We start from the raw sequence: 16207 nt of genomic DNA, 5'->3' as shown, positions 1-16207 counted from the left end.
AAGTTGCTGTCTGCGCTACCGGAGGGGAGATCATTGGATGCTACTCGATCCGAACGCGTGTTTCAGTTTCAACTTCCGAATGGTCGCATGCCGTCGAAGCCGTTGTAGACCATGCGATTTCGGCCGGTGATCGAGTTGCAGAAGAACAAGGCGTCGCCGATTTCGTCGTCATCACTCATTCTGAGGCTGAGTAATTGATCGAAATCGTTGCCATTGATGAAACCGGAGTCAACAACTTCATCGAACACCTGATCGAGTGTGGGATCGTTGTTGTTGATCAGGCAGAGTCGGTTGGCTCCACTGCGGGAATTCCAGGCGAACAACTCGTCCACGCCGTCTTGGTTCAGGTCACCGATTGAGACGTGTGTGTAGGCGTTGCCGTTAATTGCCGTCGAGTCGATGACGTTCGTCGAAATCGCCCCGGAAATGACCGATCCGCCGGGTGTGCTGGGCGTCAACTCGGCGACTCGGTTTCGGCCTGTTTGTAGGTTGACGAAGAGAATGTCATCCGAACCGCCAGCAGCGAATTGGCCGACGAAGATTTCTTGGAAGTCATTCCCATTGATTGCTTGCGGGGAAATCACGTTCGTCTGGATTTCCCTAGTGACGGTCGATTCCGATGTTGAACCAGCATCCAGACGGATGAGCCGATTGCCTCCTGTCCGTGGGTTCCACAGGAACAGGTCTTCAACGCCCCCTTGGTCGAAGTCACCCTTCACCACTTCTTGGTAGGCATTACCGTTGATTGCGGTCGGTGCGACAATGTTTGTTTCGACAACCGTGCTCAATTGACCGAAGGAACCGGAATCGAGATGAACGATCCGGTTCCGTCCCGTACTGGGATTCCAGAAGAACAAGTCGCTGCCGCCGGTGTTATCGAAATTCCCGCCAACGACGGTGCGAAAATCGTTGCCATTGATCGCTTGCGGCGAGATGGGGTTTGTGCGGATGGCACCGTTACCGAGAATAATCCGATTGGTTCCCGTCCGTGGATTCCACAGGAACAAATCATCATGAACACCCTGCTCCGTTGCGGAACCATCGAAATCCCCGGTGACGACGATCTTGAAATCGCGATCCATTCGCTGTGATGGAATGGGTTCATTGCGGAGATTCTCAAGCTGCGTCGAGTTCTGCAATGTACGGCTAAAGAAGATGTTGTCCTGGAGACCGGCGGCTGACGTATTGCGTTCGATCACGTCCGCTAAAGTTGTCGACTCGATTTCTTCCAGCAACCCGCCTGTGAAGATGTTCTGATACCAAAACCGATCGCCATCACGGAGCCGCTCGAATTGGTCAACGAGAATTGTGTTGAGCAGTTCGCCGACACTGGAACCGGGCAGATGATCTTCGGCCAATCCTCCGACCCACAGGTCGATTTGGTCCACATTTTCGTAAACGCTGGCGAGGGCGGCTTGCGTGTCGGGATCGGAAGAAACGTCCGCGAAACTCGTGACTGGTGATAGCCCAAGATCGATTCGCGTCTGGTTGTAATCCGCCAAACCGTGATCGCGTCCCCGCTGAATGTTCAGCGATGCCAAGTCGAATCCACCGGCTCCGGGAGGTCCGAACAGGAAGTTGCGGATGTCGTCAATGACCTGGCTGTCGAGTTCCTGGGCCAACTGAAACGAGGCACCCACGAGGAGGCTGTCGATACCGTTGTCGCCCACGACGGATGGTGTGAAGAAAGCGTCTCGGAGTTCGATGTTACCTTCGTCGGCAACGCTGCCATCGTTATTGAGGCGTTGCAGTTCCGATGAAAGCAAGCTGTGTCCGAGGCGGTAGGCGGCCGTCGAGAAGCTATTTGCGATCGACGGATCGACATTCGGGTCGTAGCCTTGATAATCGTCAATCGCATTTTCTCCCAGCAATGCGGGGAGGAATTCGTTGAACGTGATGGCCTGAATTTCCGCCGTGACAATGGCTCGTGCCTGCTGATACAGTTCTTCGTCGGAAAGACTGCGGTCCTGCCGAGCAAGTTCGTCTGCAATTCGGTTGTGCTCACGGACCCAGACAGTGTGAATCGAGGTCAGAACCGCATTTTCGTTGGCTCGAATATCACCAGCGAGGAAGAACTCGGGGCTTTCGCCACCGCCGTTGTGGAATCCATTCACGTTGTACGGGAGCAGATCACCTTCGCTCGTTTTTAGCTTTCCACCCGAGAACGTTCGCAACTCGTTGGCGAGATCAATGTCCGACCCGTAGACGTTGGAGGCATCAATGTAGGTTGTGATTTGGTTGATTTGCTGACGGATGCCATTCCCGTCGATTTCGTAGATGGACCGCGACAGATCAATTTGAGCGGTTCCCGTGCCGAACGGATCGAAAAGCGAATCACCCGTGGGAACCTTGATCGGATAAGGTTCGAGAGGGTCCGCCAATTCGGTGAGACTGATATCGTGATCAAGGAACTGGCCCCACACCCAAACGTAGTCAGTGAGATGCCGATCGTTGATCGTCGAACCTGTTTGAGATGCCACGGCATTGCTGATAGCACGCGGGCTCGGCCGATCCTCACCGGCCGGGGTTCCTAGCCCGTCGGCGTACCCAACGGATGTTTGTCGGATCAACGGTGTGTCGGTGGAACCGAGTTCAGGATTCTCGACGTTGTTCCCAACCCCGTCAATTGGGGCGAACTCTGTCAAATCACCAACCGACGAAACGGCCGAGAGCAGCACGCGGTCTTCGACCGTCTCCACTTGTGCAATGTCGATTTTCTGATGGCGCGCACCAGATCGTTTTTGTGGACGAGGCATGTTTGAAGCTCTTCTGAACTTTGGAGTTTCGCAATGTGGGGTTCGCTCGAACGCGACAGGCGGTCTCCAATACGCGTGAACGATTCCTTGTGAAACGCGAGGTCGGGGATCCGTTCAACACGCATTTCAGGGATACTTGCAGTTCGGCAAATGCGATTTTTATCGGCAGGCCAGCAAATATACACTAAAAAGAGGGCTTTGGTGTAGCCAGTGTTTTAGGTTGAATGGATATTACAGGGGGAATGCGGGGAGGAAAACACTTTCATCGGTCGCATGTGTTCGATTCCCTCGGCTAACATTGCCTAATGTGCGGAATTTGCGGATAATGACGATTCAGTCGGCCAGTGACGGCTCTATTTTGCGGGCAAGCAGGCAATTTGCCGCCCGGTTTTTGCGATAGGATTTCTCGTACTCATGGCGAAAGCACATCCCACTAGTACTCCATCCGGAAGCGGAACGACATCTGGACAGCAATCCGAGAAATCTGCGGATTCCGAGGACACCCAGAAGTCGAAATCCGGTGAGCTGCGGGAAACGATGGAATCCATCGTGGTCGCGTTCATTTTGGCGTTTCTGTTTCGGACCTTTGAAGCCGAAGCGTTCGTGATCCCAACCGGGTCGATGGCACCGACCTTGCGTGGGCGTCACAAAGAAGCCGATTGCCCGCAGTGTGGTCATCATGTGGTTGTCGGTGCGTCGGCCGAAGTCAACAACGATGGCTATTTGTATGGCCGCAAATCGCCGAATGGTTTGATCGAGGGAACTCGCCGGATTCACGACGTCGTTTGTGACAATTGCCGGTATCGGTTCAGTATGTATGACAAACCGGCGTTCAAGGGCGACCGGATTCTCGTCAATAAATTTCCCTTTGAACTTCGCGGACCCGACCGTTGGGACGTGATCGTTTTCAAGTATCCCGAGAAACCCACGACCAACTACATCAAACGCCTTGTGGGACTTCCGGGCGAGAAAATTCGGATTCAACAAGGCGATGTGTACGTCAACGATGCCGACGACGGACCATTGCGGATTCTGCGGAAGGACGACCCCGACAAGCAGCGGGAGTTGCAAATTCTTGTCTACGATAACAATCATTCCTCCGAGGCTCTCCGTGCTGTTGGCTGGCCGGAACGCTGGGGGGGAATGACACGCGGTGACGATGGCCGAGCGATCGCTGGTTGGATCGACGACCCCACAGGCTGGAAAATGGACCCGGTGGATCGCAGTTTCGTCGTCGATGCGACCGACGGGCAGGCGACGTTACGGTATCGCCATTTCGTACCGCAACAGTCTGATTGGCAAGCCATCGCGGACTCCGGTGACAACCTGCAATTTGAATGGCGAACCCCGCCTGGTCTGGCAGATCGTGACTTCGGTGGGGATGAGTCTTCGGAGAACGTCATCAATCTCCGCGAGCGTCTCAAACTCGTCACCGACTACTGCGGATACAATGCGTTCACGTTGGAAGAATACGGAAACCACGATGGCGAAGGGCATTTCTGGGTCGGGGACCTGACGGTTTCGATGGATGTCGTTGTCGAATCGGCCAACGATGGTGCGGAACTGTTATTGGAATTGATCGAGGGACGGCGGCGTTATCGGTGTCGGATCGATCTGTCGAACGGAAAAGCCACGCTTTACTATCCGGACGATCAGAGCCGCGATGAGTCCGAGGTCGTCACGCTCGGATTTGCGGAGACCGACGTGATCGGTACGGGAGCGTGGGAGATCACCTACGCGAATGTCGACGACCGAGTCTGCTTGTGGATCGATGGCGACTTGGTTGAATTTGAATCGGCGGGTGAAGTCGAGTTGGTCGACGGTGAACAAGTCGGTGCATATCACCCGGTGGGTGGGTTGCGAACTCGCACAGTGCCGACGGAAGCCGATCTTTCGCCGGTCGGTGTGACGGTTCAAAACGCAGTTGCCAAGGTCTCGAACTTGCTGCTCGAACGCGATATCTACTACCGAGCCGATTTGTTCGTTGGGGAGAAAGAGTCAACGAGTAACGTCCGCGATCTCGATTTTCTTCAATCCCAGCCAGAACAATGGTTCGATCTTTATCGCGACTTGGTGGGTGAGGCCATCGAGTTCGATCGGCTTGATGAAGATGAATTTTTCGCGATGGGCGACAACAGTCCGCAAAGTATGGATAGCCGACTGTGGCCATTCGATCGAGACTGGATGTTGCCAGGGGATCGTCGCCCGCTGAATCGGCATGCGGTTCCGCGATCCGCGTTGGTCGGCAAAGCGTTCTTCATCTACTGGCCGCACGGTGTACCGTTCGGCAATGACGGAAACGGTTGGGGCATTCGGGACCATCGTGCGGTGAAAGACAACGGAGATCACTTCCCTTCTGGCGGAGCGATTGGAAAAACGGACTATCCCAGTTTTCGGGTGCCGTTCTATCCCGATTTGTTCCGCATGAAACGGATCCGTTGATGCCGACCCGAAACTACGGCCTGCATGTTTCGGCAATTCGATCTTTGCAAACTTCCTCGAAGTTGAGACAATACCGAACCGGAACGTAACACCCCGCGAATCAGTTCCCATTCGTCACGGAGGACGAACAGATGGCATTGTTGAAATGCAGTGGTTTGGTGAAGGACTACCCTGGAAAACGGGCGGTCGATGGAATTGATTTCACCGTCGAAGAAGGCGAAATCGTGGGGTTGCTGGGCCCGAACGGAGCCGGGAAAACAACGACCTTCCGCATGTCTTGCGGTTTGATCACACCCACCAAAGGGCAAGTGTTTTTGCAGGGTGTCGAAGTAACCCGTTGGCCGATGTTCCGCCGAGCACGACAAGGAATGGGATTTCTGCCACAGGACGACAGCGTCTTTGGCAAACTCACTGTTCAACAGAATATACTGGCCATTCTTGAGTACCTGAAACTCAAACGTAAGGATCGGTATCGCGAGGTGGACCGGTTGCTGGAGCAGTTCGGTCTTCAAGACAAGAAACCTCGGATTGCGTCGACATTGTCCGGGGGAGAACGCCGACGGCTGGAAATTGCCCGCTGTTTGGCGAGTCGGCCGCGACTCATCCTGCTCGACGAACCGTTCACTGGGATCGATCCGGTGACGATCAACAGTATTCAGGACATCATCCGCGATCTGCGCGATTCGGGAATTTCCATTCTCCTGACAGACCACCGCGAACGCGAAACACTGACCATCACGGACCGAAGTTACGTCGTCTGTGCTGGAAAGATTCTCGTTAGCGGGGATGCAGCGACGGTGCTGAACGACCCGCTCGCCCAGCAAATGTACTTCGGGACACGATTCGACGGCGAATCGATCATCAAAGAAAAAGCCAGTTTTCGTATCCCCGGCCAAAAGCCCGAGAACACCACGACGCCAACCAAAGAACTCGACGCCGCTTAATCCGCGTTGATCGAACGGCTGAACTTGCCGAAACAATGGCTCTGCCGCAGGAAGAGGGTTTCAACGACGAGACGGATTCTTCACTTCGTCTAGTCGTATCCCAACGGAGCCGGTGCCGGCACGGGCGAAGCGTCGAACTCGACCGATTCCCTATCATCGAATTCACTCGGCAACGGTGCTGGCACGTCTTGCCGCGTCTCGTCTGATGGAGTCGGTGCGATGGGGGTTGCCGCGCGAGCAGCTTGAACTGCCTCCCATTGCTGCAACAAGATCTGCTGTGTTTCTTGCAAGGCAGCGGGAATCCTATGGACCCGCCCGTGCGTGATCCGAAGTGCTCGCAGGGTATCGGTCTCCGGTTCTCGTGCACTATACGGTGGCACGACGAGGTCGCCGATTTCTCGATCGCAAAATTCGCCCAGTCGACCGTAGACCGTGTGGATGGTGACCCTCGGATTGTAGGGCAGTTGATCGAGTCCCTGCAGAACGCTACTCGGTTCGGTCACGTTCAGAATGCTTGACGGGATAAAGAACGGGGACCGCAAGATTCGGATCAACGGACCATTTCCGTATCGAGTCAGATCCGGTTCCCGAATGATGCCGGGGTTCTTCTGGACCAGTTCTTGGAAATACTGCGTGGTCGTTCTTAGTTCCCCTGCCAGTGCCAACGCGATACAACGGACGCCCGCTTCCGGCAAACCAGTTCCGCGATGCGGAGTTGCGAAGAAAACCGCGCGGGTGATGAAGGGTTGTGCCTCGTAGAAGAACTGCCGGTGGAAGAACCGTTTCATCTTCTCGCTGCCCCGAACTTGTGGCCATGGCACATTGCTGAAGCGATTCCAGAGGGTGCTACCGCTATCTGTGATTTGCATCTTCGTGATCAAACCACCCATGCTGTGACCCAGCATCACCATATTCTGCAAGGCAACATCAGTTCCCTCGGGATCGAACTCTTCGACGGCTCTTCGCATTTTGGACCGTAAGTTCGCCGAAGATTGTGGAACCGGCATCGAGGTGGGATAGAAGTACGTCCATAACTCGAAGTGTTCCATCATCCAAGGATCGGAACGGATGAAGTTTGCGATCTCCGTCCATGTCCACGGATAGGACAGAAAGCCGTGAACCATGATGATCGGAATGCGGCCGGGTTTGTGGGGTTCCAGCATGTAGAGACGTTGCTGATCTATTGCTCGGTCCGGGTGCAAATACGCTCGGACGACGTTGTGCTCGCCTCGGGCGAGTTTCCTGCTCATCGTCAATGCGACAGCCGCGTGCTTCGTCAGCGGCCAGACATTCTCCGCGACTCTGACCCCACTATGACGGAGGACATCATGAAGTTCGACAGCCGGTCCAAGCGGTGAGTGATCTTTCTCCGATGTCCCCAGCAGTTCGTTCGAGCCGACAAGCCACCGGAGATCCGGACGCAGCACAATTGTGAGTGCGTAAACATGCTCATCGAAAAGGTATTCTTCCGTGGGATCGGATGGGTCACGTACGTGTACGGCCGCCATCGGTGCACCGACCCCGTCCACTTTGTAATCGGAATTGATATCGTCGACCGGAACGTCCGCAACTGCGTACAAACGGTCAATTTTCCCAGGCTGCCATTCCAACCCAAAGATCTCAACCGGCACGGTTTGCCAGCCCATTGGCGTGCTGACGGTCAATCCCTTGGTGGGATGAAATCGCCCGGTCTTGAAGCCGACTTCCAGGCAGACTCCAACCGCCTCGTTGTAGATTCTCAAGCATTGTGAGCCAACGCACGGCGACGGTTCGAGCGCGAATTGACCGTACCAAGCATACGTGGCTGCTAGATACGCATGATCGACGGCAATTTGCTTGTTGTGCTCGGCGGCCTGCTTGGCACGCCATAACAGATGCTTCGCGAGTTTCCCCGCAGTTTCCGCGCTCGGTTGGTTCTGAAACTCGGTTTCTTTGAGAGACCGTTTCCAATCGCACGTGGCGGAATCGCAGAATCGTGAGAGCCAGGAACGTTCGGTGGATCTGACCTGGGCATGGCAGACCGACGGACTGATGAGGTTCCACAATCCTATTAGGACCGTGAAAATCAGGACCGTTTGCGGATCAACTTGACTTCGAATGCGTTCCATGCGGGACTCGAAACGGACAAAACCAGATGACCACCACAACTTCCACCGTTAGAAGTTGCTCCAGTCGTCAACGTCGTCCAGTGGCACGTATCGACCGGACGACTGCGGAAACTCGATTCGCGATGACACTTTCCCAACGCCGGAAGATCAATTCTCCGTGATGCAAAATATAGGCAACTTAGGAACTTCCGCATTGGTGCGGTTCGTGTCATTCGTGATACGCCGCCGCGTTGGTGTCGACCAACGTCTGAATTTGCGTTAGCAAATCGCGAACAAGTTTTTCGTCTTGTGCGATTGCCGCATTTTCGAGTTCGCGAGCAAGTGGGCTAAACTCCGGCCAACCGACGGTTCCAGCTGACCCAAGCAACCAGTGAGCAATCGACTTGAGTTCACTCCAGTCTCGGGCATCGACGGCCTTGTTCATTTCGTCGAGTTTGCTCGGAAGACCAGCGAGATAGTCTCGGCGGATCGTCTGGAATTCGGGATCGTCAGCAAATGCATCCATCGGGCTGGCTGCAACCGGTTTGGGGGCTGGTTCGGAGACGGCCGGACCGGCAAACATTTCAATGACAGTCGAGAGTTCCGTCATCGCCAGCGTCAAACCGTCTTCGTCTTGGGTGTCGAGGCATTCCCCGACGGTCCTCGTTGTCTCGACGAGATCGTCCAAATCCATTTCGCTCGCGGCTTCGTGAAGACGAGCATTGAGCTCGGTTAGCCGTTCGATCTCTTGGGCTTGAAATGCACAAGTCATGAGTCGACCGTGCGTCCCAATGTTCCTCATCAAATCCTCGATACCAATTTCCATCGACAACTCGACATCATCGGTTGAAGGATCACGAACATCGCGTGAGGTCGTTAAGTTCTGAAGGACGTCCGACAACGTATTCATCAGGGCATCCAAGTCCACCGGCTTCGCGATGAACTGTGAACAACCCGCTTCCAAGCACTTCTCCTCATCACCCCGCATGACACTCGCAGTCAGGGCGAAGATGGGAATCTCCAAACCGGCATCGCGGAGTTTTCGCGTGGCTGTATAACCATCCATAACGGGCATTTGCATGTCCATCAGAATGACATCGAATGAACTCGACAACGCCTCATCGACAGCAATCTGACCGTTCTCGGCTTGGACAACTTCCAATCCAGCGCGGGATAGGACCAATCGCAACAGCCGTCGGTTCTCCTCTCCGTCATCGACCAGCAGAACACGAGCGAACGGCAACTTCTCTTGGAATGACTGCGTGACAAAGCCTGTGGATGATTCGGAGACCGTCACGTCTTCAATTTGCGTATCCGCACTGGGCTGCGGTGCGGATACCGTCAGTGTAAACGTGCTGCCAACGCCGACTTCGCTGGTTGCGCTAAGTTCGCCTCCCAATGCTCTGGCAAGTCGCTGACTGATCGCCAACCCCAACCCGGTTCCACCATACTTCCGGGTGATCGAAGTGTCGGCCTGCACAAACGGTTGGAAGATGCATTCGACATTGTCTGGAGACATACCGATGCCGCTATCAATGACGTCAACTCGCAGCGTGGGCGTCTCTCCCTCTTGCATTGTTGCGACAAGATGCACACCGCCGGTTTCGGTAAATTTGATTGCGTTTCCAACCAAGTTTGTAATGACCTGACGCAATCGAGCCGGGTCTGTGACGATCCGTTTGGGCAACGGCTCCGGAGTCTCCATCTGGAGAGTCAGTCCTTTTTCCAACGCACGAACACTCAACGTGCGTAGAGTGTTTTCCAGCACATCGTGCGGCGAACACGCGACCTGTTCAATATCCAACTGGCCAGCTTCCACCTTCGAAAGGTCGAGGATGCCGTTGATCAAATGCAGCAATTGTGTGCCGCTGGAGTGAATGGTTTCCAAAAATTCGACTCGTTCGGCATCGGACTCGTAGAAGTCGCGGCGGAGCAAATCGGTGAAGCCAAGAATGGCGTTCATCGGCGTGCGAATTTCGTGACTCATGTTCGCGAGAAAATCGCTCTTGGCTCGGTTGGCCGCTTCCGCCGCTTCTTTGGCCACGCGGAGACGTTCGTCTGCGGTTTTGAGTTCGGCGGCCACCAACTGGAGTTCCTGGGCTCGTGCCTCCGCAGCGGCAGTTCGTTCGGCGATGCGAGCTTCCAAGGTCTCGTTGAGTTCTTGAAGCTGTTGGAAGTTTTCGGAGTTCTCCAGGGCAGCCCCAGCGATAGTCGCGATAAAGTCTGCCAAGCGACATTCATCCGGTCCGAAGAGATTGCGAATGTGATCGTGCTTAGCGACCAGGCAAGCCACCACACGCGATCGTACCGAAATTGGTACGCATAACTGCGACCGGTTGTCGTCACGCGGGAGATTTTCTTCGGAGTCTTCATTGGGAACCATCGCCCGGCCAGACATCACCGCGGAGGCGACCAGTCCGGACTCGACTTGTACTTCCGTTGCCGAGAATAATTCCTCAAAGTCATCGAACTCATGATCTTCAGGAATCATCAGCAGAGAACACTGTTCCGCACGGAGGAGTCGAGCGCCGGAGTCTTCGACGGCTCGAAAGATTTCCGTCGGTTGAAGTGCCGTGGCAATTTCACGTCCAGCTTGAAGGACGAAATCAAACCGGTCGGCCAATGAGAGCGAATCAATCTTGTGCTCTGATTCCGGTGCGACCTGCCGTCTTCGGTTAGCGAGTTGCAGTTCCGCTTGCTCGATTTCTCGCTGATCATCACACGCCCCCCAAGCCGCCCGGACCTGTGCAATGGCGAGTTGGGTTTGCTCGGCCTCGTACTCGGCCTTTTGTTCCTTGGCGACTTCTAGACTTTGGTTGAGCGAAGTTAGGGCGGCTTGGTGAAGTTCCTGCATCGCCAGCAACAGACCACGCTCGCGAAGCGCATGCGGTAGACAATTCGGAAAGCGATGCGCCATTCGGACCGAACGCCGACTAACCCGAATCGCTTTGCGAATCAGCTCGCGTTTCTGACGGGAATGGAATGAAGACAATCCTTCGGCTTGGACACGCAATGCCGTGACATGCCATGTGAGGTTTGGCGAAACATATGCGTTGCACACCCCTGCACGACTGGCCAGCGTGTATGCCGAGTGAAAAACTTCGACCGCTTTCTCGGGGTTGTTTTCGGCGAGCAACCGAACTCCCTCGCCAAGCATCGTTTGAGCAGTGCCTTGCGCGTCCGGTCTAACGCGGCTCATTTCCAATGCCATGATGTCTTCGGGAATATCACCGTCAGTCGCTCGGGACCAAACATCCAAAATAATTCCCGAGGCCTGTTCGTCTCCATACTTCAGGCCGGATTGGTGGGTGATCTGCGCTTCTTCGACAGCTTCACGTAATCGACCGAGACGATACAGGGCTGCCGAAAGTTGATATCGTGCGGTGTGCACCTCCCAATAGTCACCGGTTCGTTCAAGTAGACGAACGGCCTCACGCGCTTTCGGGATGCACTCTTCGAACCGCGCTCCCGTAAACAACACGACGCTGTAATAGTGCAGGCTCTGCCCCTGCCCCCAGACATCACCGAGACGACGACGAATCCGCAAGGATTTTTGTGCGTATCGAATTCCGCGTCGGTACCGAGAAACCAAACTCATTGCCGGGGCATGTTCGGAGTACGCCTGAGCCAACTCCAGTGTGGGCGGATAGAGTTCGCCAAGATTCATTCCCCGCAAATGCGTCCACAACACGTGCAAATTCGAACGTGTGAACCAATACCCATGCGCCAACCGACTAAATAGATGCAAGCTCAGCCGCACTTCTTGACTCGGTTCCGATTGACGACGCGCGAGGAAACGAGACGGCCATATTGTGTGCAATGCCTGGACGAAGATTTCCCAGACCAATAGCACCACCAAAGAAACCGAACAGCGGGGGACGAATCTTCCTAGCAATCGGAGTGCATCTTCAAACGATTTTGTTGCCGACTCGACTTGGCCACGCTTGAACGCAACTTCCCCCAGTTTGCACCGTGTCTTAGCCTGAGCAAATGAGTGACTTGCCAACTCCGATGCCTGCTGGAGATATTCTTCTGCCGCATCGTATTGCCCGCGAAGCATCAACACATCGCCCAGTCCCTCCGCGATCTGATAGCGGGTTTCGTCGTCGCATTCAGCACTGCCACGTTCGGCAATACGAAACTGTTGCTCGGCCACTTCCAACGCATGTTGGGTTCGTGCTTGGTCGGCGGCAGACAAAGCAAACGGCAGTGCCCGGTCGGACTGCCCCGCCGCATCGAAGTGGTAGGCCAAGTCGAAGACACGATCAGGCTGCGTTCGGTGAATTCGATTCGCCGCACGAAGATGCAACTCTGTCTGCGTGTCGGCGTCCATTTGGTCGAGCAGAGTTTCTCGGATTCGTCCGTGCAGGAAAACACAGGTGGTTCCGTCGGCACGCAACCAAATCATATTTCTCCGTCGAACTTCGTCAACGGCCGACATCATATCTGTCGTCGAGAGATTCACGAGTTCGGCTGCTGCTTCGAGATCGAACTCCTTGCCGAGAATCGATCCGCCACGAAGAAAGTTCAGTGCGGGTTCAGAAAGAAGTTGAATACGTTGCAGGAGCAGATCCGCTGCCTGCTGCGAGGATTGCATGTCCCGCATGGCGAGTGAGTCCGTCCGCCATCCTTTCTCGGTGGGATGCAACGCCTTGGTTTCGACCAAGCCTCGAAGAACCGCGGATGCCAGGAATGGGCTTCCTTTCGATAACCGCCAAATCGTGGGGTGGATATCCTCCGGGAGTGGCCCCGCCATGGACTCCGTAAGTTGCTTCACATCGTCGGGACTGAGCGGCTGAAGTTCCACCCGACTGTCGGTCAGGAGAGACCGCAGCATGTGGTCGGGTTCGGTTTCTTCGGTGCGTATCCCCAGCAGGACCGTGCAGCATCCGGGACGGTCATCAAGATCTTTCCAGTTCTGAATCAGTCGAATGGTTGCGTTGTCAGACCATTGGGAGTCATCAAGAATAATGAGAGCCGGCTTCTCAAAAGTTCCCAACGAATCCAACAGCAAGGCCAATGCTTCTGTGGTACGAGTTTCCCCGAACGCTTCCGGGCCGAGATCCGTTTCCGATTTGATGTTCCACGCCGCTGCCAATTCCGGGATGGCTGCCGTGATGGCGTCGAGACGGTCGCCGATCCGGTCTTGGATTTGGCGAAGACATTCCGGTTCCTCGGCTGTCCGTCGAATAATTTCTTGGATGACACCAAGCAGCAATGAGAACGGGCGTTGCCCACTCCGGTCGGTCCCCTGGCCTCTCAGAACCCAAACATCTTGGCTATTCGCTGAACGGATCAATTCCTGAATGGTTCGGGTTTTCCCCATCCCCGATTCGCTCTCGATCGAAACAAGCCTTCGCTTCCCCTGCCGAGATTCCGCAACGGCATCCATCAAGCATTGCAGCTCCGCTTCTCGCGCAACGAACGATGATTCCACCAACGTGCGGCGGTTGTCGGCGAGACCCACGACAAGGGATGGTTCAGAATTTCCCTCGCTCCAGGCTTGCTGAATCATCTCCCAGTCATGCAAGACCGCTTCGGCGGATTGATAGCGATCCTGCGGATCTTTGCATAACAACCGTTGAAAAACTTCATCGAGAACTCGAGGAGATTGGCAACCAAATAGCCGCAAGCTGGGAACTTCGGCAGTCATGTGTTGCATGAGCATCTCGCCGATGGTTGACCCCGTGAACGGCGGGCGTCCCGCGAGGCACTCGAACAGCACGATACCCAGCGAATACAGGTCCGCGGTGACGCTCACATCGTGATCGACGGCACCAGCTTGTTCCGGTGAAAGATAAGCGGCGATTCGAACTTTTTGTCGCTCGTCTTGCTCCTCCCAACTCGTCAAACCCGATGTCCCGACACCTCGCAAATGAGCCGTCTGCGTCTCGGCGTCGATAATCACGCGGGACGGTCGGATTGTCCGGTGTAGAACGCCAATCGAATGAGCTTCTTGCAACGATTTCAGCAAATCGCTGCCGACTTGCAACGCTTCGGCAATGGACAACGGTTCTGATTCAAGCCGATCCGAAAGCCGCTGTCCCGGCCGGTATTGGGAAACGACCGTCCAAACGCGAGGTTGCTTTACCAAATTAACGATGCCGTCAATCAGTTTCCCGCCGTGCTTCTTCAGCGAGTTGGCATCGTGTTCCAGCCGGAGTCGCAACCCGCCGGTCATCGACTCCGGATGAATCGTTTGAATCATAACCCGACTGTGGGAGTTCACGTCCTCTGCCAGCCAGCGACCACGCGGGTGCGGCGTTTCCAAGGTCTGCCGCAATTGATACCGATCGCGCACCGCTTGCGGTAAGTCTCTCCAACTCGAGGCGGATATTTGGTTTTCCGGCACGGTTGTCCTCGGGGTAGATTTCGGCAAGTGGATCGAAAGTCGAGTGGTGTCGCTTGGAGACGCCAGACGTCAACGCGTCGGGCAAATCTTTTCTCAATGACTGCGCAGCATCGAAGACGATCGAATGCAGCTTCGCAATACACAGATTCAAGTTTCAGAATCGCCACAATGCGTTGCAAAACGGCAACACATTGCCAGAAACCCCGGGGTTTCCCCTATCTGTGAGTGCTTTTTCGGATTGTGATGATTTCCAATCACGATTCCCCGATGGTGGAAGACCACCTCAAGGCTTGAACCTGCAATCCGTAAGTATGCATACGTTTGAATCGTGTTCTCACTGGAAGAACGCTTGTAGCACGCAAAGTTTACGTAAAATTCGCACTGTGTTTTGTTCGTAAGTGTTTAATGTTTATGGGGTTAAAAGTTTTGACTGCGCGAGAATTCTCGGTAAGATGAGCTATCAGTATTTTTACTAATTCTGTCGGGCCGAAATGTCATAAGGACTGACGATGAGTACCCCTCTCCGCAGTGTTTCAACGAAGTCATCATCCGCACTTGATCGACCTAATGAATTTCCGATGCATCCCCAGTTACATGAACTATCGACACAATTAGACACTGCACTTCGGTGGCTAATTGACGAAAATCGCGTTCGGGATTGCTTAGAACTGCTTTTCACGAGCTTGCAAACCCTCAAGTTGGAATTGGATGAAAAAACTTGGCAGCAATGTGTACAAATATGCCGATCACACCCGGTGTTGACCTTATTGCATGAGGACCCGTTCACGCATCGAGCGTTCTACAAACCGCGGAAGTACGCGGGTGATGCAGTCATGCTCGATTACATCTACGGCCAAGAAGACTACTGGCCGTTGCCTGAATGTACGGCATTGGGCAAACAGATCTTCGACTACACCACCTTGGCACCGGCATCTGCAGGAGTGCGGGCACGCCGGGGATACATCGCGGATGTTCTCGATTTGGCGGCATTCGAGACAACACGTCCGCATGTCTTGTCGATTGCCTCTGGACACTTTCGCGAAGCGGAAATGTCGGCAGCGATTCGGCGGCGACGTTTCGGTCGAGTCGTGGCACTCGATGCCGATCCCCAAAGCCTGAACGAAGTCGAAACGCGGTACGGACGCTACGGTGTCGAAACCATCGCCGAGCCTCTGATGAGTCTCCTCAAAGGGACGGTCGATGCCGGTCGGTTCGACCTTATTTACTCATTGGGGTTGTTTGACTATCTCAACGAGAAGATCGGTCGACGGTTAGTAACCAAAGCCTTTGAGATGTTGCGACCAGGTGGGCGGTTGATTGTCGCGAACTTCCTGCCCGGCATTCATGATATCGGCTATATGGAAGCCATCATGGATTGGAAGCTGATCTATCGCACACGGCAAGAAATGATCGGCATGACATTGGATATTCCCGAGGAAGAAATTCAATCCGTCGCATTAGAATCCGAGGAAAACAACAACATTATCTTTATGACGATTCGCAGGAAAAACGAAATCAAGTAGCAGTCAAAAAACTGCGGTTGACCGATTGCGAGAGGGTTTCTATTCTCCCGCCCTCTCTCTTCTCCAGTACATCTCGATTCGATCTCATCGGATGCGAACCCCA

At 54.6% G+C, this 16207-nt stretch carries 6 protein-coding genes; 3 read left to right on the top strand and 3 right to left on the bottom strand.

Features of this window, described 5'->3' with window-relative positions:
• Positions 1-68 precede the first annotated feature (68 nt).
• Positions 69-2756 (bottom strand): peroxidase family protein, encoded by a 2688-nt coding sequence (locus G6R38_RS04225; protein ID WP_166820408.1) that lies wholly within the window; start codon positions 2754-2756, stop codon positions 69-71.
• A gap of 414 nt (positions 2757-3170) precedes the next feature.
• Between G6R38_RS04225 and lepB the strand changes: the two genes are divergently transcribed.
• On the top strand, positions 3171-5198 hold the full coding sequence (gene lepB / locus G6R38_RS27805) for a signal peptidase I (RefSeq protein ID WP_206028449.1): 2028 nt from the start codon (positions 3171-3173) through the stop codon (positions 5196-5198).
• A gap of 131 nt (positions 5199-5329) precedes the next feature.
• Positions 5330-6142, top strand: a complete 813-nt coding sequence (gene lptB / locus G6R38_RS04215) for an LPS export ABC transporter ATP-binding protein (protein WP_166820407.1) — start codon at positions 5330-5332, stop codon at positions 6140-6142.
• Positions 6143-6231: 89 nt separating this feature from the next.
• Here lptB and G6R38_RS04210 read toward each other — a convergent pair whose 3' ends face one another.
• Together G6R38_RS04210 and G6R38_RS04205 are read right to left on the bottom strand one after the other, a co-directional pair.
• Positions 6232-8250 carry an esterase/lipase family protein gene (locus G6R38_RS04210; RefSeq protein ID WP_166820406.1) on the bottom strand — a complete coding sequence of 673 codons (2019 nt, stop codon included), beginning with the start codon at positions 8248-8250 and terminating at the stop codon, positions 6232-6234.
• Positions 8251-8458: 208 nt separating this feature from the next.
• Positions 8459-14581 carry an ATP-binding protein gene (locus tag G6R38_RS04205; RefSeq protein ID WP_166820405.1) on the bottom strand — a complete coding sequence of 2041 codons (6123 nt, stop codon included), beginning with the start codon at positions 14579-14581 and terminating at the stop codon, positions 8459-8461.
• Between the two features lie 755 nt (positions 14582-15336).
• On the opposite strand from G6R38_RS04205, the gene G6R38_RS04200 reads away from it, so the two are divergent.
• Positions 15337-16104 carry a class I SAM-dependent methyltransferase gene (locus tag G6R38_RS04200; RefSeq protein WP_166820404.1) on the top strand — a complete coding sequence of 256 codons (768 nt, stop codon included), beginning with the start codon at positions 15337-15339 and terminating at the stop codon, positions 16102-16104.
• Positions 16105-16207: the final 103 nt, after the last annotated feature.

The organism is Thalassoroseus pseudoceratinae (genome assembly GCF_011634775.1).
Taxonomy (GTDB): domain Bacteria; phylum Planctomycetota; class Planctomycetia; order Planctomycetales; family Planctomycetaceae; genus Thalassoroseus; species Thalassoroseus pseudoceratinae.
Note: the sequence above shows the minus strand (reverse complement) of the source record. Positions and strands in the feature narration are given on the sequence as shown.